At 72.6% G+C, this 18,079-nt stretch carries 17 protein-coding genes and 1 pseudogene; 13 read left to right on the top strand and 5 right to left on the bottom strand.

The window, feature by feature from the left end:
* Positions 1-131 precede the first annotated feature (131 nt).
* Positions 132-1,295: a hypothetical protein gene (locus tag FREUN1FDRAFT_RS01450; protein ID WP_006538139.1), complete on the bottom strand. Its 1,164-nt coding sequence runs from the start codon at positions 1,293-1,295 to the stop codon at positions 132-134.
* A gap of 37 nt (positions 1,296-1,332) precedes the next feature.
* Between FREUN1FDRAFT_RS01450 and FREUN1FDRAFT_RS01455 the strand changes: the two genes are divergently transcribed.
* A complete protein-coding gene (locus FREUN1FDRAFT_RS01455) occupies positions 1,333-1,602 on the top strand; it encodes a hypothetical protein (RefSeq protein WP_232294991.1) in 270 nt (89 codons plus the stop codon).
* 27 nt (positions 1,603-1,629) lie between these two features.
* Positions 1,630-2,517 (top strand): undecaprenyl-diphosphate phosphatase, encoded by an 888-nt coding sequence (locus FREUN1FDRAFT_RS01460; RefSeq protein ID WP_006538141.1) that lies wholly within the window; start codon positions 1,630-1,632, stop codon positions 2,515-2,517.
* A gap of 26 nt (positions 2,518-2,543) precedes the next feature.
* On the opposite strand, the gene FREUN1FDRAFT_RS01465 is transcribed toward FREUN1FDRAFT_RS01460, so the two are convergent.
* Positions 2,544-2,819, bottom strand: coding sequence for a hypothetical protein (locus tag FREUN1FDRAFT_RS01465; protein ID WP_035948612.1), 276 nt, complete (start codon positions 2,817-2,819; stop codon positions 2,544-2,546).
* Positions 2,820-2,960: 141 nt separating this feature from the next.
* Here FREUN1FDRAFT_RS01465 and FREUN1FDRAFT_RS01470 point away from each other — a divergent pair, with 141 nt between their 5' ends.
* The gene (locus FREUN1FDRAFT_RS01470) at positions 2,961-5,639 is read left to right on the top strand and encodes a cation-translocating P-type ATPase (RefSeq protein ID WP_006538143.1); all 2,679 of its coding nucleotides are present in this window, start codon (positions 2,961-2,963) and stop codon (positions 5,637-5,639) included.
* A 219-nt stretch (positions 5,640-5,858) separates the two neighbouring features.
* Here the strand turns inward: FREUN1FDRAFT_RS01470 and FREUN1FDRAFT_RS01475 are convergent, their stop codons facing one another.
* A complete protein-coding gene (locus tag FREUN1FDRAFT_RS01475) occupies positions 5,859-7,427 on the bottom strand; it encodes an NAD(P)/FAD-dependent oxidoreductase (RefSeq protein ID WP_369809764.1) in 1,569 nt (522 codons plus the stop codon).
* Positions 7,428-7,458: 31 nt separating this feature from the next.
* Here FREUN1FDRAFT_RS01475 and FREUN1FDRAFT_RS01480 point away from each other — a divergent pair, with 31 nt between their 5' ends.
* From FREUN1FDRAFT_RS01480 to FREUN1FDRAFT_RS45760, 8 genes and pseudogenes are all read left to right on the top strand, one after another.
* Positions 7,459-9,270 carry a bis-aminopropyl spermidine synthase family protein gene (locus FREUN1FDRAFT_RS01480; RefSeq protein ID WP_232294992.1) on the top strand — a complete coding sequence of 604 codons (1,812 nt, stop codon included), beginning with the start codon at positions 7,459-7,461 and terminating at the stop codon, positions 9,268-9,270.
* A gap of 86 nt (positions 9,271-9,356) precedes the next feature.
* Positions 9,357-9,989 (top strand): copper resistance CopC family protein, encoded by a 633-nt coding sequence (locus FREUN1FDRAFT_RS01485; RefSeq protein ID WP_063745252.1) that lies wholly within the window; start codon positions 9,357-9,359, stop codon positions 9,987-9,989.
* A gap of 4 nt (positions 9,990-9,993) precedes the next feature.
* Entirely contained in the window at positions 9,994-12,195 is a 2,202-nt protein-coding gene (locus FREUN1FDRAFT_RS01490; protein ID WP_006538147.1) for a cytochrome c oxidase assembly protein, read from the top strand.
* A gap of 107 nt (positions 12,196-12,302) precedes the next feature.
* Positions 12,303-12,718: pseudogene (locus FREUN1FDRAFT_RS45745) on the top strand (glycoside hydrolase family 1 protein); the annotation flags it as partial.
* Positions 12,719-12,857: 139 nt separating this feature from the next.
* Complete coding sequence (locus tag FREUN1FDRAFT_RS01500) at positions 12,858-13,328, top strand: MarR family transcriptional regulator (RefSeq protein ID WP_006538148.1); 471 nt, start codon at positions 12,858-12,860, stop codon at positions 13,326-13,328.
* Positions 13,329-13,455: 127 nt separating this feature from the next.
* Positions 13,456-13,965 (top strand): galactose-1-phosphate uridyl transferase, encoded by a 510-nt coding sequence (locus FREUN1FDRAFT_RS47840; RefSeq protein ID WP_006538149.1) that lies wholly within the window; start codon positions 13,456-13,458, stop codon positions 13,963-13,965.
* Positions 13,962-15,224 carry a galactokinase gene (gene galK / locus FREUN1FDRAFT_RS01510; protein ID WP_006538150.1) on the top strand — a complete coding sequence of 421 codons (1,263 nt, stop codon included), beginning with the start codon at positions 13,962-13,964 and terminating at the stop codon, positions 15,222-15,224. Before FREUN1FDRAFT_RS47840 ends, galK begins: the two co-directional genes overlap by 4 nt.
* Positions 15,225-15,259: 35 nt before the next feature.
* On the top strand, positions 15,260-15,568 hold the full coding sequence (locus tag FREUN1FDRAFT_RS45760) for a hypothetical protein (RefSeq protein WP_232294993.1): 309 nt from the start codon (positions 15,260-15,262) through the stop codon (positions 15,566-15,568).
* Between the two features lie 101 nt (positions 15,569-15,669).
* Here the strand turns inward: FREUN1FDRAFT_RS45760 and FREUN1FDRAFT_RS01520 are convergent, their stop codons facing one another.
* Entirely contained in the window at positions 15,670-16,608 is a 939-nt protein-coding gene (locus FREUN1FDRAFT_RS01520; protein ID WP_006538152.1) for a ribose-phosphate pyrophosphokinase, read from the bottom strand.
* Between the two features lie 162 nt (positions 16,609-16,770).
* On the bottom strand, positions 16,771-17,340 hold the full coding sequence (locus FREUN1FDRAFT_RS01525) for a response regulator transcription factor (protein ID WP_006538153.1): 570 nt from the start codon (positions 17,338-17,340) through the stop codon (positions 16,771-16,773).
* Positions 17,341-17,434: 94 nt separating this feature from the next.
* Here FREUN1FDRAFT_RS01525 and FREUN1FDRAFT_RS40875 point away from each other — a divergent pair, with 94 nt between their 5' ends.
* Both FREUN1FDRAFT_RS40875 and FREUN1FDRAFT_RS01535 read left to right on the top strand, forming a co-directional pair.
* Positions 17,435-17,698 carry a hypothetical protein gene (locus FREUN1FDRAFT_RS40875; RefSeq protein ID WP_006538154.1) on the top strand — a complete coding sequence of 88 codons (264 nt, stop codon included), beginning with the start codon at positions 17,435-17,437 and terminating at the stop codon, positions 17,696-17,698.
* Positions 17,691-17,996 carry a hypothetical protein gene (locus FREUN1FDRAFT_RS01535; RefSeq protein WP_035948564.1) on the top strand — a complete coding sequence of 102 codons (306 nt, stop codon included), beginning with the start codon at positions 17,691-17,693 and terminating at the stop codon, positions 17,994-17,996. Before FREUN1FDRAFT_RS40875 ends, FREUN1FDRAFT_RS01535 begins: the two co-directional genes overlap by 8 nt.
* The last annotated feature ends 83 nt before the right edge of the window (positions 17,997-18,079 follow it).

Here is an 18,079-nt window from a genome sequence, read left to right on the forward strand (position 1 = left end):
GCGCGGTCCGCGTCCGATCTGGGTGTTGGTGCTCCGGGGTCGTCGCCGGGGGAGTGGGGGTGGGCCGCGTAGCTGTGCGTGCCCGGCGAGACGGTTGCCGCACCATCGCAGGAGTCACGAGTAATATACGCTCAGTGACAATGAGCTGCTCGGGCTCGTTGCTTCATGGCGCACGACGGAGGGAACGGCCCCATGGCGACCAGTTCATCGGAGACCAGCGCGTCCAGTAACGGTGCGGGCGCCGTGGGTGGCCTCGCGCACCGGCCCGGTCCGATGCCGACCTTCACCGCTCCGACCGCCGTGGCTCCGGCCGCACCTGCGACCGGCGGGTACGCGGCGACGTCCGGCGCGGAGACGAAGAAGGCCGCCGAGGCAGCCAAGCCGACCAGCGGCGCCGAGCAGGTTTCCCCGAGCACCTCGAAGCCCGCCAGCGCGTCGAAGTCGACGAGCGCTTCTGAGAGGGTGACGGCGCCCGAGGAGACCTCGGCTGCCAGGGCCACCTCGACCGTGAAGCCCGCGGCTGCCAGGTCGTCGGCCAGCAAGGCGTCGGCCGCCAAGCCCGCGGCTGCCAAGTCGTCCGCCAGCAAGGCGTCGACTGCCAAGCCAGCTGCTACCAAGCCCGCGGCTGCCAAATCGGCGGCGGGTAAGGCGTCGGCAGGCAAGCCCTCCGCCGCCAAGGCCAAGGCGACCAAGGCCAAGGCGACCAAGGCGACCAGCGCTCCCAGGGCGACGACCGGCACCGGGGTGCCCTCGGGCCCGGCGAAGGCGACATCGGGTGGCGCGAAGACGGTGCCCGCGGCGCGCGTCGGTGGGAGCCCGGCACAGCCCATGACGGCGTCGACAGGTAGCTCGACCGCCTCCCCGACAGGGAAAACCGCCGCTACCGAGGCGGTTGCGAAGCGGCGATCCACCTCAGCTCCCGGCGCCTCCGCTTCAGGAAGTTCCGCCTCCCGGGCGACGTCGAGCCGTACTTCGCCGGCGCGGACCGCGACGACTCGCGCCACGACGCCGCGGGCCGGTGTGTCACGCTCCGCGGTGCCGCGTGCCACGACGTCCCGTGCCACGCCCTCCCTCACGACGGCGACGCACACGAACACGAACACGACACGCCCGGTCACGACGCGCGCGGCGTCCCCCCGGAGCGCCGCGACGACCGCGAAGACGCGGACGTCGGCCGGTGCCGCCCGCGCCGCGCGTCCTGTGTCGGCCACGGCCAGCTTCCCGCGGTCGGTCGTGTCCAGGATCGCTTCTGTCGCATCGGTGGGGTCCGGGCCGGCGGGGTCCGCCGCGAACACGATCGGGAGCGCGGTGGGCGGCGCGATCGGATCCGCCGTGCGCAGCCGTCGACCGCACCACGACGAGCGGGTGGTGGTGCTGCATCTTCCCTACGTCACCGCCCGGCTGGAGATGGCACCGCCGCCGAAGGACGACGGGCGCCACCTCGGCCCCGTCCCGATCCCCTCGGCGAAGATGACGGCCTACTACATCGGGCTGGGGACGCTCGCGGCGGTCGAGGCGATCGAATGGCCGATCGCGGCCGCGCTCGCCGTGGGAAGCTACGTGGCCCAGCGCACGCGCGCGACGGCGACGGCGCCCCGATAACGTCGTGACCATGTACGGGACCTCGCGGTGAACTGGGCGGAAGGCACGATCCTCGGGCTGGTCCAGGGACTCACCGAGTTCCTGCCGGTCTCTTCGAGCGCGCATCTGCGGGTCGTGGCGGCGCTGGCCGGCTGGGACGACCCCGGCGCCGCCTTCACGGCCGTGACACAGATCGGCACGGCGGCAGCGGTGATCGTCTACCTGCGTTCGGACCTGGCCCGCCTCGGTCGTGCCTGGTTCGGATCGCTGCAGCTTTCGACGGGCAGCCCCGGGGCGGACGCCAGCGGTGCCGAGGCCCAGGCCTCCGATGCCCGGCTCGCCTGGCTGATCGCGTTCGGCACCGTTCCCATCGGAGCCTGCGGCTATCTCTTCGAGGATGTGGTGAAGGGCCGGCTGCGTGACCTGCGGCTGATGGCCGGCGCCCTGGCCGGCGTCGGCCTGCTGCTCGGCGCCGCGGACCGGTGGGCGGATCGCCGGCCCGGTGCCCGCAAGCCCCTGGCGGAGCTGTCCGCCCGCGACGGTCTGCTGATCGGGCTGGCGCAGGCCACCGCGCTGATTCCCGGAGTGTCGCGGTCCGGCGCGACCATCGGCGGCGGGCTGGTGCTGCGGTACTCGCGCGAGGCCGCGTCGCGTTTCTCCTTCCTGCTCGCCGTCCCCGCGGTCGCGGTGTCGGGGGCGTTCGGGCTGCACCGGCTCTACCGTGAGGCGAGGCAACCGGCGTCCACCGTGGCCTGGGGCCCGCTGGCGGGTGCGAGCGTGGTGGCGTTCCTCGTCGGGTACGCGGCGATCGCCTGGTTCCTGCGGTACGTGGGCGGGAACGACTTCGCGCCCTTCGTCGCCTACCGCGTCGGCCTGGGGCTGCTGCTCCTGGCCCTCGTGCTCGCCGGCCGGACCGAGGCCATCCCAGCAGGGTGATTCGGCTTCGGCTGGGGCCGGTGGGCTCAGTCCAGGGCGGCCAGCGCGAGGCGGGCGGCGGCCTGAAGCCGGTCCGCGTCCGGCGCTGCCCGCGCGACGACACGGACACCCTGCATCACGGCGAGCAGGAAGTCGGCGATCTCATGCGCGTCCTTGTCCGGGGCGAGCACATCCTGGGCCTGGGCTCGTAGCAGGGAGGACAGCAGCGCCGTGTCCACCACGGTCCAGCTGACCGCCACCTGGCGGGCGACCTCGGCTTCAGGAGGTTCATCGCGCTCGAGCACCACCGGCTGGTTGGACATCGACTGGTCGGGCGGCATCGTCGCGATACGGGTTCGTCGTGATGAGTGGGCGAGTGGCGTCGGTAGGGCGTCCAATACGGTGGGGCCGGCGGGGGCACCCGCTTAGCCTGAGCGCCAACCAGTCCCCTTCGGAGGTATCTGATGGACCGCCCAGTGGCCACGACGCCCGACTCCACCGGGCCCACCGCCGCCGGTGGCGGGGCCGAGGAGCCGGACGGGGCGACCGGCGGTGATGTCGACGGCGCTGGTGGCGCCGGTGTCGGCGCGGAGCTCTCCGCGCGGGGGCTGAACGCCGCCGAGGTCGCGGAGCGGGTCGCGGACGGCCGGGTCAACGACGTTCCGGTGCGGTCCAGCCGGTCGGTCGGTGAGATCGTCCGGGCGAACGTCCTCACCCGGATCAACGCGATCATCGGTGTGCTCTTCGTGTTCATCGCGATCGTGGGCCCGATCCAGGACGCGCTGTTCGGTGGTGTGATCATCGCCAACACGCTGATCGGTGTCATCCAGGAGATCCGCGCCAAGCGGACCCTGGACCAGCTCGCTGTCGTCGGGGAGGCGCGGCCGCTCGTGCGCCGCGACGGCGTCGCCGCGGAGCTGGCGGCGGCCGAGATCGTGCTCGACGACGTGATCGAGCTCGGCCCGGGCGACAAGATCGCGGTAGACGGTCTCGTGCTGGAGGCGGGCAGCCTCGAGGTCGACGAGTCGCTGCTCACCGGTGAGGCGGACCCCGTCCACAAGCGGCCCGGTGACCAGGTGATGTCCGGCAGCTTCGTGGTGGCGGGCACGGGTGCTTTCCGCGCGACCCGGGTCGGCCGGGCCGCCTACGCCGCGCGGCTCGCAGAGGAGGCGAGCCGCTTCACCCTGGTCAACTCCCAGCTCCGCAACGGCATCAACACGATCCTGCGGGTCGTCACCTGGATGATCATTCCTACCGGGATCGCGCTGGTCATCAGCCAGATCACGGTGAACGACGACGACCTGGCGGAGGGGATCCGGCGGATGGTCGCCGGGCTCGTCCCGATGGTGCCCGAGGGGCTCGTCCTGCTCACCTCCGTCGCGTTCGCGGTCGGCGTGGTGCGGCTCGGGCGCCGGCAGTGCCTCGTCCAGGAGCTCCCGGCGATCGAGGGGCTGGCCCGGGTCGACGTCGTCTGCCTCGACAAGACCGGCACCCTCACCGAGGCGGCGATGGACGTCGCCGAGCTGCGCCTCGTCGACGCCGGCCCGACGACCTCGGACGCGCCGCTTTCGGACGAGACCGCGCCGGAGGCGCCGACCTCGGATACGCCGACCTCGGAGGCGCCGACCTCGGATACGCCGACCTCGGATACGCCGACCTCGGACACGCCGACCACGGGCGCCGCGATGACGCGTGCGACGGTCGGCGCCGTGCTCGGCGCGCTCGGCGCCGCGGACAAGCGGCCCAACCCGAGCATGCAGGCCATCATCGACTCCTACCCCGCCCAGGATGGCTGGTCCGTCCGCGGCGAGGTGCCGTTCTCCTCGGCGCGCAAGTGGAGCGGCGCGCTGATCGCCGAACCCACCGGCGCGGTGACCGCCTGGCTCATCGGCGCGCCGGACGTCCTGCTCCCCGCCGGCCACCCGGCGCTGGCCGACGTCGACGAGTTCGGCGCGCGGGGCCTGCGGGTGCTGCTGCTGGCCCGGTTCGGCGACGACCTCGCCGTGGCGGCCGAGGATCCGGGCGGCGTTCCTGATCACACCACGCCGGTGGCGCTGGTCGTCATCGCGCAGCGGCTGCGCCCCGAGGCGTCGGACACGCTGCGCTACTTCGCCGAGCAGGGAGTCGCCGCGAAGGTCATCTCGGGGGACAACGCGCTGTCCGTCGGTGCCGTCGCCCGCACGCTCGGCCTGCCCGGCGCGGACGACCCCGTGGACGCCCGGACCCTTCCCGAGGACCGCGACGCCCTGGCGGACGTCCTGGAGACCCATTCGATCTTCGGGCGGGTCAGCCCGAACCAGAAGCGCGAGATGGTCGCGGCCCTGCAGTCCCGGGGGCATGCCGTCGCGATGACCGGTGACGGCGTCAACGACGTGCTGGCGCTCAAGGACGCCGACATCGGCGTGTCGATGGGCTCCGGCAGCCAGGCGACCCGGGCGGTCGCGCAGATCGTCCTGCTGAACAACAGCTTCGCCACCCTGCCCTCGGTCGTGGGGGAGGGGCGGCGGGTCATCGGCAACATCGAGCGGGTCGCGAACCTCTTCCTGACCAAGACGGTCTACTCGGTGCTGCTCGCGATCGTCGTGGTGATCACCCAGGTGCCGTATCCGTTCCTGCCCCGGCATCTGACGCTGCTGGGCTCCCTGACGATCGGCATTCCCGCGTTCTTCCTGGCCCTGGCCCCGAACGCGGAACGGGCCCGCCCGGACTTCGTCGGCCGGGTCCTGTCGTTCGCGCTGCCGGCCGGCATCATCGCCGGGACGGCGACCCTGGTCTCCTACTTCGTCGGCCGTTCGATCTACGACGGCCTGGACGCCGAGACGTCCATGGCGACCCTGACGCTGTTCCTGGTGGCGCTGTGGGCGCTGGCGATCGTGGCTCGTCCGTACACGTGGTGGCGGATCCTGCTGGTCGCCGTGATGGCGCTGGCGTTCGCGCTGGTGCTGGTGGTGCCGTTCGGCCAGGAGTTCTTCCAGCTGTCGCTGGTGGGCACCACCGGGCCGTGGACGGGCGTGGCGATCGCCGCCGGGGCCGGGCTGCTCCTGGAGATTGCCTGGATCTTCATCCGCCGCCGTCTCGACCGCGCCGCCGCCGGCGAGGCCGCCGGCCACAAGCCCGCCGCACACCAGGGCGCGGCGCACTAGCCCGAGGCAACCCGTCGGTGGGACAACGGCCGTCCGGCTGCGTCCGCGGGCTGCCGCCGTGACTGGCGTTGCGCTGTGGCTGTGGCTGCTGCCGGGCAAGAGTTGAGGATCGTGGTCGTTTCGGTGACCGGATACCTCAACTCTTGCGGATCGCCGAGCGACTCTTCGCCCTTTTTGCCGCTCTTGAGATGAATTGCTTGAACGGCGCGACGGAAGTCCTCAACTCTTCGGCGTGCGGTAGATCCCGGTGTGCTCGGCGGTGGCGATCGTCTCCTGCTGCGTGCCGGACGGAACGTAATGGGTGATCTCCTGGCCGAAGGCGGCGTTGAGCAGCCAGTCGGTCGCCACCCGAAGCCGGTTCGCGGTCGCCGGGAGTGACGCGAGATGGTAACCGCGGGTCAGCAGGGCCGCGGGCGGCCCGCTCAGCGTGACACCGAAGGGGTTCGCCACCGCGTCACGGCCGCCGAGATCCACGACGAAGCCCAGGTCACGATGCCGGTAGGGGCGGGGCGTCCCGACGCCGAGCGACGCCGCGACGTTGCGTGCCGCCGCCGCGCCCTGGCGGACGGCGTGCTGGGCGGTCTGACCGGCGGGCGCGCCGCCGCGGGCCGAGTCCGGCACCGCGGCGATGTCACCGAGGGCGAAGACATCCTCGACCGACGGCACCCGGAAGAACTCGTCGGTCACGATCCGGCCGTGCTCGGTCGGCAGGCCGAGCGCCGCGGCGAGCGGGCTGGCGCGCACGCCCGCGCACCAGACGACGGTGTGGGTCGCCACCCGGGTGTGCCGGCGGACGCTCGACCCGCCCTCGGCGAGGGTGACCGAGTCCGGGCCGATCCGCACGGCCGACGTGCCCAGGCGCAGCTCGATCCCGCGCCGGGACAGCACCCGTGCCGCACGCCGACCGAGTGCCGGGGCGAGATCGTGCAGCAGGCGGGGGGAGTGGTCCACCAGCAGCCAGCGGACGTCCGCCGGCCGCAGGCGTCGGTAGGCCGTCGCGGCTCGTCGGGTGAACGCCGCCATCTGCGCGGCCAGCTCCGTGCCGGTGTAGCCGCCGCCGACCACGACGAAGGTGCACAGCGCGCCGCGCCGGCGCGGGTCGTCGGTGGCGTCGGCGAGCTCCAGCCGGGACAACACGTGATCACGCAGCGCCACGGCCTCGTCGAGGTTCTTCAGGCCCAGGGCATGCTCGGCGAGCCCTGGAACGTCCGGTGTCGCCGTCACTGAACCGGCGGCGATGACCAGCCGGTCCCAGGCGATCGCCCGGGTCGACCCGTCGGCGGCACGTACGGTCACCGTCCGCCGGCCGACGTTGGCCGCTGTCGCAGCCGGGGCTGCCACCGCGGCCGGGGCTGCGAGGCCAGCCGGGGCTGCGAGGCCGCCAGCCGGGGTCTGCGCATCCGCCGGCGCTGCCAGGTCGGCCGCGACCGCGTCACCGAGGCACAGCAGGGTCCGCCGCAGCACGGCGGGCAGCGACACGGCCAGATGACGGGGCTCGACCGTGCTGGCACAGACCTGCGGTACCAGCGAGGTGTACAGCAGGTGATCCACCGGCGAGACCACGATCAGCTCGGCCCGGTCGGCGGGCAGCAGCAACTCGAGCCGGCGCAGCAGGCGCAGCCCGGCGAAACCACCGCCGAGCACGACCACCCGCGGCCTGGCCACCTGCTCCCGCCCGCGGGCCACCGGCCAGGTGGGCGTCGGGGCAGTGGACGCCCGAACGGTGGAGGACGCCCGAACGGTGGCGGTCGTCGGGACCTCCCGCGTGCCCGGGACCGACCTGACCACGGTTGCCCCCTCGAATGATATGACTGTCGACATGACCGGCGAAAAGTCCACGGTGGATGCTGTCGCGGCCTTTGTCGGCGGCTTCGGTGTGCGTTCGCGACCGCTCCGCGAAATTCTCTCGCTGTTGACCCGGGGCAGCCAGCCGATCGAGGCGCTCATCGCCCTGACGGCAACCCCGCGAAGGGCCGTGGAGGACCTTCTGCGCAGTATTGGGGGTGACCTCGAAGAAAGTCCCGAAGGGCTGCGCATCCGACCGGATCTCACTGCCCGGTACCGCGAATTCTTCGGGTTGGATGAGCTGACCGCGCCAGCCGACGATCATCGGGTCGGCGCCGCGCGGGCCGCGGGCCTCGGCCCCGCCGAAGGCTTCGACGCCACCGAGAGCGCCGGCCCCGCCGCGGATCCCGAGTCCGCCGCTCGGGTGCGGGCGCTGGCCGCGCTGATCGAGGGAGCGCCCGCTCCCCGCCGTGACCTCGACCATGTCGCCGCCACCGCACCGACACTGGCTCGCCGCGCGAGCTGGCTGTGCTCCACCTACGATCTCGCCGGTCGGCGGGTGCTGTTCGTCGGCGACCATGATCTGACCTCGGTCGCGCTGGCCCGGGCCTGCCCGCTGGCCGACATCACCGTGGTCGACCTCGACGAACGGACCCTCGCGTACATCGACGCGACAGCCCGTTCGGAAGGTCTCCCGATCCGTACCCTTTTTGGTGACCTGCGATTCATGCTCCCGCCCGCGGCACGGGAATGGGCGGATCTCGTCTTCACCGACCCTCCGTACACGCCGGACGGTGTCGGGCTGTTTCTGGGGCGCGGCCTTTCGGGTCTGCGGGACAAGGTGAACGGCGCGGTGGTCGTCGCCTACGGGCACAGCCGCCTCCATCCCATGCTGGGATTTCAGGTCCAGCAGTCCGCGCAGCAGCTCGGCGTTGTTTTCGAGACAATTCTCCCGGCCTTCAACCGCTACCACGGGGCGCAGGCGGTGGGCAGTGCGAGTGACCTGTACGTGTGCGCGCCGACCAGCCGGACCTGGAAGGTCCTCGACCGGGTGTCCGAAGGTTTCGGGACCCGCATCTACACCCACGGCCGCCAGTCGGTGGAAAGCGCCACCGGCGCGGACCGGGCCGCTGAGAACGGCAGTTCCGCGGCGACCCGGCCCTTGGCTCCGTCCGCTCCGTCCGCATCACCTGCTGCACCCGCTTCGCCGCCTGCGACGGTATCCAGGCCGGCCACGGTGATCGGCGAGATGGCCGGGCCGCCGGGAGCCCGCCGGCTGGGGCTACGGGTGCTTTTCACCGGTTCGGACTATCTGCGTGATCTCGACGCCGATGCGGCCTTCGAGGTCGACCTCACCGCGGATCCCGGGCCGTTGCTCCTGCGTGGTCTGCTGGCCGTCACCGGGACGCACGCCCGCTTCCTGGTGTCGGCGGACCATCCGGATGTCTCCACCCCGGCCGCCCGCGCCCAGCTCACGGATCTGCTGGCCTCGAAGTACCGGCTGAGCTTCCCGCCGTCGCCGTCCCCGGGCGGTGCGCGGCACGTGACCGTTGAGGCGGCGTTGATCGGCGCGGAGGGGGCCGCCAGCGCCGATCTCCTCGCCCGGTGGTTGCTGGAACGCGCCCACGGCCGGATCGGGAACGTCCTGCGCGAAGGTGTCATCCGCGTCGCGGCGCGGGAGGGGCGAGCACTGTCGAAGAACGAGGCCCGGGCCGTCGTCCGCGCCCTGGTAGGCGAGGCCGAGCAGGACGTCCTGACGTTGGCCCTGGTGGAGACGCCGCGGGGGCGGCTGGAACGCCTGCTGGGCGCGCTGCGGGCCGCGCCGGCCGGGTTCGGCGTGGCCTGAGGGGCTCGTCGGGCCGCCGGCGGCGCGGGGGCCCGGCAGTCGTGCCGTCCGTCCTTCTACCGCTGGTAGAACGTAGACTCTGCCCGGTGCAACGAGGATCGTTCGCCCCGGCTTCCCGCCCGGCACCCGCGGCACTGACCGCGCTGCTCCTGCTGGTCCTCGCCCTGCTCGCGGCGCCTCGCGCCGCGTGGGCGCACTCGACGGTGCTGCGCACGGAGCCAGGCGACGGCTCCACCGTCAACGCACCACCGGACCGGATCTCCCTGGTCTTCAACGAACCCGTCTGGACGGACTACGCGACGATCGTGGTGACCGGCAGCGACGGCCGGACCCTGCAGACCGGCCCCCCGCAGGTCATCGAGACAACCCTGACGGTGCCGCTGCGCGGCGCCACACCCGGCGAGTACCACGTAACGTGGCGCGTGGTCTCCGCCGACGGTCACCCGATCACCGGCGAGTTCTCCTTCACGGCCACCGCCGCGGGCCCGGCCGCGAGCACGACCGCGACGGCGACCGCAGGGCCGGCCACGAACGCACCGGCCTCCGCGTCCGCACCCGCGTCGACGTCGGTGGCCGCGGGGGCGGCCGCCACGACACCGCCGGCGCAACCGGCTCCCCCGAAGGAGGGCGAGGACTGGTGGATCATCGGCCTCCTCATCGCCGCACTGGTCGCCCTGGGCAGTGCGTACGTGGTGTTCCGGCGACGGAAGCGGGAGTAGCCCGGTGACCGCTCCGCTGCTCGCCCTGGGCGCCCTGCTCGCGCTGATCGCGGTCCTGGTGACGGTCGCCACCAATCCCGCGGTGGCGACCCTGCCCGGTCTGCCGGACGCCGGCTCGCTCACCCACTGGGGCCTGCCGCTCTCCCGGGTCGTGGGGGAGATCGCCTCGGTCGGGGTGGTCGGCTGGCTGCTGGCCGCGGCGGTCCTCATCCCGTCCAGGGACGGGCGGCTCGGCGCCGCCGCCCGCGGGCATGCCCGCGCCGCAGCCCTCGCCGCCGCGGTCTGGCTGGCCGCGACGCTCGCGGAGCTCGTCTTCACCGCCTCCGACATCTCCGCCCGCCCGGCCGGCGACGTCCTCGACCCGTCCGCGCTGCGCTCGTTCGTGAGCGCGACGTCGCAGGGCAAGGCCCTGGTCGGCGTGGCCGCGGGCGCGCTGGTCATCGTGCTGATCGCGCCGACGCTGATGTCGACGGTGGCCGCCGGCTGGCTGCTGGCGCTGGCCGGCGTCGCGCTGCTCCCGCCGGTCTTCACCGGCCACGCCGCCGGGTCGTCGCAGCACGCGCTGGCCGTCGTCGCGCTCGGCGTGCACATCCTGGCGGCGGTCGTCTGGCTGGGCGGCCTGCTCGCGCTGCTGACCATGCGAACTGTGGCGGACGCCCCGTTCACCGCCGCCCTGCGCCGCTACTCCCGGGTCGCAGCCGGCGCCGCCGCGTTCACCGCCGTCGGCGGGATCGCCAGCGCCGCGGTCCGCCTCGGCGGCTTCGGCCCGCTGTTCGACGACCGGTACGGCCTGATGGTCCTCGGCAAGGTTGCCGGCCTGCTGGCCGCGGTGGCCCTCGGCGGCCTGACCCGCCGCCGGATCATCGCTACCGCGGCCATCGCCGACGCCGGCGGCGAGGCCACCGCCGAGGCCGGGAGCGCAGGCGCGGCCGGCAGCGAAACCGAAGCCAAAGCCGGGGCCGCAGCCGAGGCCAGCACCGCAGCCGCGGCCGGGACCGGGGCCAAAGCCGCGGCCGCGGCCGGGGCCGGCGGCGCCCGGCGTCAGCTGTTCCGCCGGCTCGCGCTGATCGAGAGCTGCGTCCTGGCGGCGACGTTCGGCCTGGCCGCCGCACTCTCCCGGACGTCGACCCCGGTCGACGACGCGGCCGTGCCGAAGGACGCCACCGAGGCGCTGCTGGGCTACCCGATGCCGCCGGCGCCGACCCCGTGGCGGCTGCTGGCCGACTGGCGTCCAGACTGGGTGTTCATCGGGCTGTGCGTGCTCGCCGCCGGGCTCTACATCGCCGGCGTGATCCGGCTGACGCGCCGGGGTGACCGGTGGCCGGTCGGGCGAACCGTCGGGTTCCTCGGTGGGCTCCTCCTGGTCGTCGCCGTGACGTCCGGCGGCCTCGGGCGCTACGGGCCGGTGCTGCTCAGCGTGCACATGGCCCAGCACATGATCCTCACCATGCTGGCGCCGATCCCGCTGGTTCTCGGCGCGCCGATCACGCTCGCGCTGCGGGCGCTGCGGACCGCGCCCGCGCCCTACCGCAGCGGGCCGCGGGAATGGCTGGTCGCCGCCCTGCATTCCTGGCCCGCGCGGATCGTGACCCATCCGCTGTTCGTCACGGCGAACTTCGCCGGCAGCCTTTACGTGATCTACCTGAGCTCGTTGCTCAGTGACCTGATGAACAACCACCTCGGCCACCTCTTCATGAACGCCCATTTCCTCATGACGGGCTTCTACTTCTTCGAGGTGCTGATCGGCGTCGACCCGCTGCCGAAACGCCCACCGCATCCCGGTCGGGTGCTCATGCTGGTCGCGGTCATCCCGTTCCACGCCTTTCTTGGGCTGACCATGATGAGCACGACGACGGTGCTGGGCAGCGGCTGGTACGACGTCCTCGTCCGGCCGTGGGGCGACAGCCCGCTGGACGACCAGGGCACGGCCGGTGGCATCGCCTGGTCGTTCGGCGAGGTCCCGACCCTGATCGTGATGCTCGTGCTCGCGGTGCAGTGGGCCCGCACGGACGAACGCCGCGCCCGCAACCGCGAGCGGCGGGTCGACACGCTGGGGGTCGACGAGCAGCTCGACGCCTACAACGCCTACCTCGCACGACTCAACGGGGTGAAATCGGCACCGGTCACCACCGCCACCGTCACCGCCGAGCCGCCGCAGCCACGGCTGGGAGACAGGCCGACGTCCACCGAGGGCACATCGTCGTAGTCAGCGCTCCGCGCCGAAAGTCCCGGAGCGCGATCTTCCCCGGTCCTCTCGGGCGTTCAGCGTGAAATCAACAGTACGGTCCTGACGATTCGCCGTGGCCGGAGCGCTTCTCGGCCCCCCGATGGTTCGCCGCGGCCGGGGGGTGGGCCAATCCCGAGGCCGCGGACCGGTTCGCCCGCTATGCCGGGCGGGTCACCCGCCACATCGGTGATCTGGTGCCGTGGGTGTGCACCATGCGCCGGATGGTGAGTCACGTGCGCAGGCCGTGCGGCAGACATCCGAACTCGACTGGCTCGAGGTATCGCGCGACGACGACTTCGTAGGGGACCAGACCTACACCCGAGAGCGGGTGGGACCGAGCGGGCTGCTCCCGCCGCCGGAGGAAGCGGCCACTACGCAGACCGGCTGGGAGGTCTACCCGCCGGCCCTGGGACACACCGTCCGGCTCGCGGCCGAGCACGCCCGGGTGCCGATCCTGGTCACCGAGAACGGCATGGCGACCGACGACGACGCACGGATCGCCGTCGGCGTGCAGGAGAGCCGAACTCGTCCACGACGCCTGATCGTCATCGGCTCGCGTCGGGCGGGAGCGATGCGCCTGCGACACTGTGCGGGTGCAGCGATCCAGCACGATCGATACATCATCCCCGGTGTAAGGCGGCATGGACGGTTTCGAGCTCTTCCTGTTGGGCCGGCGGCTGATGAAGATCGGGGAGCAGGCGATCCCGGAGATCGGGGTCCTGCGGCTGTCCGGGCCGACGCGCGCGATCGTGTTCGACGTCTTCGAAAACCCCGGGAGTTCGATCTCGGACATCACCGCGCGTGTCCAGTTCCCGCAGAGCCAGGTCTCGGCGTGTGTCGCCCGGCTGCGCCAGGCCGGCGTCGTCGAGACGGACAGCGACCCCCAGGACCGCCGCAGGACGCTCGTGCGTCCTACCGCCGAGGCGAAACGCCGTGCCCACAACCGACCAGCCGCGGTTATCGACGATGCTCTCGCCAAGGCGATGCGCAGCGCCGACTCGGCCGCGATCGAGCGTCTGAAGGAGATGCTGGAAGCCGTCGCCCGGCTGCTCGACCACACGGACGGCGGCCCCACACCCCCGCCCACCGGTGACGAGGAGCCGGCGCCCTGACGGTCCGGCTCGATCTGCCTCGCGGCCGGCCGGTAGGCGCGACCCCGCGGACCGCGGGCCAGCCGCCGCGACGTGGTCCAGCCGACCGCGCACCGGCCATGACCGGACAGAGGAGAACCGCTCTGCCATGAACACACCGAGGGAGGAGCCGGGGGCGCACCGGCGCTACAACCCGCTGACCGGCCGCTGGGTCCTCGTCTCGGCTGGCAGGGATCGGCGGCCGTGGCAGGGCGGCAGGGAGACGCTGCCGCCGCCGGTCATCCCCGAACACGACCCCAGCTGCCACCTCTGCCCGGGCAATGTCCGCGCGAGCGGGCTTCGTAATCCCGACCACCAGGGCACGTACGTCTTCACCAACGACTTCCCGGCGTTGCGGCCGGTGCTCCCCGAGACAGGACTGGCTGCCCCGGCCCCGGTGCCGGCGGGGGCGCCGATGGGCGGCCACCCGCCGCTGCTGCGATCGGCGACCGTGCGTAAGTTCCTGGTCGGCCACGAGATGCGCGCCGGTGTCCAGCGCGACCTCACCCCCGAGTCCGCCGCGTCCCGGCTCCGTGCCTGTCTGCCCGCTGCGGCCGCACCCGCCCGGGGACCCGCGCACGGGCGGTCCGTCCCGGTCCGGCCGGAGGCCGGCCGATGACGGCGGACGGGGTACTGGTTGCGGGAACGCCGTCGGCCGGCGCACGGTCGGCGAGGGAGCGCGCGATCGCCGGTTTCGCCGCGGCCTTCGGCGGGCGCCCCACGGCGTTGGTCCGATCGCCCGGGCGCGTCAACCTGATCGGCGAGCACACCGACTACAACGACGGCTTCTGCCTGCCGGCCGCGGTCGACCTGGAACTGTGGATCGCGCTGCGACCGACGCCGGGCACCGCTGGGCGGCGGGGCGAGATCGAGCTCGTCTCCGAGCGGGAAGATGCCGCTGCGCGCGTCGCCCTGCCGCCGCCACGGATCCAGGAGCCGTCGGCGTCCGCGGTCGGACCGGGGCGGCGGCCGGCGCCGGGCTGGGCGGGTTACGTCGAGGGCGTCGCGGTGCTGCTCGCCGCCGCCCACGGCCCCCTTGCCGGCTGGCAGGGGGCCGTGGCCAGCGACATTCCGACCGGCGCCGGGCTGTCGTCCTCGGCGGCGTTGGAACTCGCCGTGGCCGCCGGCATCGCCTACACCACTGGCCTTCCGTGGGATCCGCTGGCGATGGCCCGGCTCGCGCACCGAGCGGAGAACGAGTGGGTGGGTGCGGCGACCGGGCTGCTGGACCAGCTCGCCTGCGCCGGCGGAGTCGCCGGGCACGCGCTGTTGGTGGACTGCCGGTACGGCACCGCCGAACCGGTGCCGCTGCCGGCTGACGTCGCCGTCGTCGTCCTCGACACCGCCACCCGGCGGCGCATCGTGACCAGCGCCTATGCCGACCGGCGGGCCGAGTGCACAAGAGCCGCGCGGCTGCTGGGGGTGCCGGCACTGCGCGACATCGGCGCGCGGCTGCCGGCCGACGCCGCCGAGCGGCTCGACCCGGTCGCGCTCGCTCGGGCACGTCATGTCGTGTCGGAGAACCGGCGCGTGGCGCAGGCCGCGGCGGGGCTGCGCGCCGGCGATGTGGCCACCGTGGGCCGGATCCTGGTCGAGGGGCACCGCAGCATCCGGGACGACTTCGCCGTGTCCAGCCGCGAGCTCGACGCGATGGTCGAGGCCGCGGTCGCTGCACCAGGCTGCCACGGGGCGCGGATGACCGGCGGCGGGTTCGCCGGCTGTGCGACGGCGCTCGTCGACCGAAGCCGGCTCGACGACTTCGCCGTGGCCGTGCGGGACGGCTACCGCGCGGCGACCGGGCTGGTCGGCTCGGTCCTGCCGGGTTCGGCGGTAGCCGGCACGTCCGTCGAACCGCTGCGGGCGAGCACGCTCGAGTGATGCCGGCGGCGACGGTCAGGGGATCAGACCCTGTTGTGCAGGAAACCGTGTGGAAGCGGCTTGGCAAGGTCGTTGTCCCCCCTGCCCTGTGCATACAGCAGGGCGAAGAACGCGGGACCGGCCAACGGCCGCAGGTCGGGCCAGGTTGGCAGGTCGTCGCGGTGATGACCGCGGTGGCGGCCTCCCACCCCCAGGCAAAGATCACCACCTACCTGGAAGGCGTGGCCCAGGCCATGCGTCACAACTCGCTGGCCTTCTATACCGACATGGGCGGCTATGCTCCCACCGTGAAGATCTACGGCCGCAACACCACCGGCCGCCGAATCCTTCGCCGAACTCGCTGATCTCCTGTTCACCGAACTTCGAGAAACCTCGGTCGCCTGGACCGCGGCAGAACCCGACGCCTGAGTGGCTGAAGTCGACCCGGCTGGCGGTTGCGCTGGGGTCAGTCGAACAGGGCGCTGACGGATTCGCCGTTGTGGATGTGCCGGATGGCCTCGGCGAGTGCCGGGGCGACGGACAGCACGGTGAGTTTGGAGAACTCGTCGGCTCCCGGTACGGGGACCGTGTTGGTGCAGACGATCTCCGTGACGTCGGGCTGGTCGCCGATGCGCTTGAGCGCGCCGTTGGCGAACAGCCCGTGGGTGCAGGCCACCCGGATGGAGCGGACGCCGATCTCGCGCAGGCGCTCCAGCAGTTCGAGCACGGTGCTGCCCTGGGCGATCTCGTCGTCCAGGATGATGACGTCGCGGCCCGCGACGTCACCGATGACGGCGCTGATGGCGACGCGGTCGTCCGCGAAGCGCTGCTTGGCACCGGCCGCGACCGGTACTCCGAGCCGCCGGGCGAACCGCGCCGCCTCCTTGGCGTTGCCGAGGTCGGGGGAGACGACGGTCGTGTTCGACAGGTCGTTGCGCCGGAAGTGCTGGGCGAGTTCCCGCAGCGCGTGCAGGTGGTCGACCGGGACGCTGAAGAAGCCGTGCACCTGGGGTGAGTGCAGGGTCATCGCGAGGATGCGGCTGGCGCCGGCGGCGACCAGCAGGTCGGCGACGAGCCGGCCTCCGATCGAGATCCGCGGTGTGTCCTTCTTGTCGGACCGCGCGTAGGAGTAGTGCGGCATGACGACGGTGATCCGGGCGGCGGAGGCGCCGCGGGCCGCGTCGAGCATGAGCAGCAACTCGACCAGGTTCTCCTGAACGGGCTTGATCAGCGGCTGGATGATGAAGATGTCGCGCTCGCGGCAGTTCGCCTGCAGCTGTACTTCCAGGCAGTCGTTGGCGAAACGGTCGACGCGGACCGGCGAGAGCGGAACATCGAGATGGCCGCAGACTTCCTCCGCGAGCTGGTGATGCGCACTCCCGCTGAACACGGCGATCTCTCGCACGATGCACTCCCGTCGGCTCCGGCTACGGCGGATCTTCGCTGACGGCGTCATCTTATGAGGGCGATCCCGGCGACCCGGCCCGCCGCGGCACTCGTGCCCGCGAGCCGGTAACGCCCGGTTCCACCATCGGCTCACCACAGGTGCAGCCGACCACTGATGGCTTCAGCTGGTGAGGCCGGATTCGTATGCGAAGATCACCAGCTGGGTGCGGTCCCGCGAGCTGGTCTTGGCCAGCAGGTTGGTCATATGGGTCTTGATCGTGCTGGTGGCCAGGACCAGGTCGGCGGCTATCTCGGCGTTGGACATTCCCCTGGCGACCCGGGTGAGGACGTCCCGTTCGCGGTCGGTGAGCCTGCTCAGGAGCTGGCGGGACGGGCTGGGTTCGGGGGCGTCCCCTTCGGCCGGGGGTGTGGCGGTGAACCGGTCGATGAGGCGGCGGGTGGCCGCCGGGCTGAGCAGGGCGTCGCCGGCCGCCACCACGCGGATCGCGGTCAGCAGATCCTCGGGCGGGGCGTCCTTCAGGAGGAAACCGCTGGCCCCCGCACGCAGCCCGGCGAAGACGTACTCGTCCAGGTCGAACGAGGTCAGGATGATGACGCGGGTCGCCGGCCGCGCGGTGATCCTGCGGGTGGCGGTGACGTCGCCGTCGACCAGAGCGGGCTGCTCGTCCGGGGCCTCGATGCCGACCGGGCGGGTGAGCTGCTGCGCGCGGCCGGTGTCCGGGTCACACATCTGGCGGAGCGCCGGTCCTCCCTTGAGGAGGCCTACCTGGCACTCACCGGTGCGTCGACTACCGCGCGCGTCGTGCGCAGGAGGAGGCTCGATCGTGATCAGGTTCGTGCTTCGATCGGAGTGGATCAAGCTGGTGTCGGTGCGGTCGACCTGGTGGTGCCTCGGTACCGCGGCGGTGCTGGTGCCGGTGTTCGGGCTGCTGACGGCGATGGCCACCGACCCGGCTGACGCCGCGGCGCGGCCCAGGGCATGGCAGGTTGCCGAGGGCGGCTTCGATCCGCTCCAGCCGCTGAGCGGTGTGCTGCTGGCCCCTGACGCGGGCGGTCTACCCGGACGGGCTCTCGATCGGGGTGGGTGACGGCGGCGCCTGGCAGGCTCTGCTCGGTATCGTCGCCTACACGACGTTCATCTCGGTGTTCGGCTTCGCGGTCGGTGCATCGGCACGCACGACGGGCGCGGCGATCTCGCTGTTCATGTTCGTGACCTTCGTGGTGATGAGCGCGTTGCCCGCGGTGTTCCCGAGCTCGCTGCGGGAGGATGCCGGCCGTTACACCTTCCTCGGCCTGGCCGACTCGTTGACGACCTGCAGCCGGATCCTCATCCGGGAATGCTCGTCTCCGCCGTGCTCCTCGCCGGCTATGCCGCTGTCGCACTGACCCCGGCCCTGCTCCTGGCGCAGCGCCGGGACGCCTGATCCGGAAGCCGGACCGGCACTTCCCGGCTGGCGCTGTCGTCGCCA

It is taken from the genome of Parafrankia sp. EUN1f (assembly GCF_000177675.1).
In the GTDB taxonomy this organism is placed as follows: domain Bacteria; phylum Actinomycetota; class Actinomycetes; order Frankiales; family Frankiaceae; genus Parafrankia.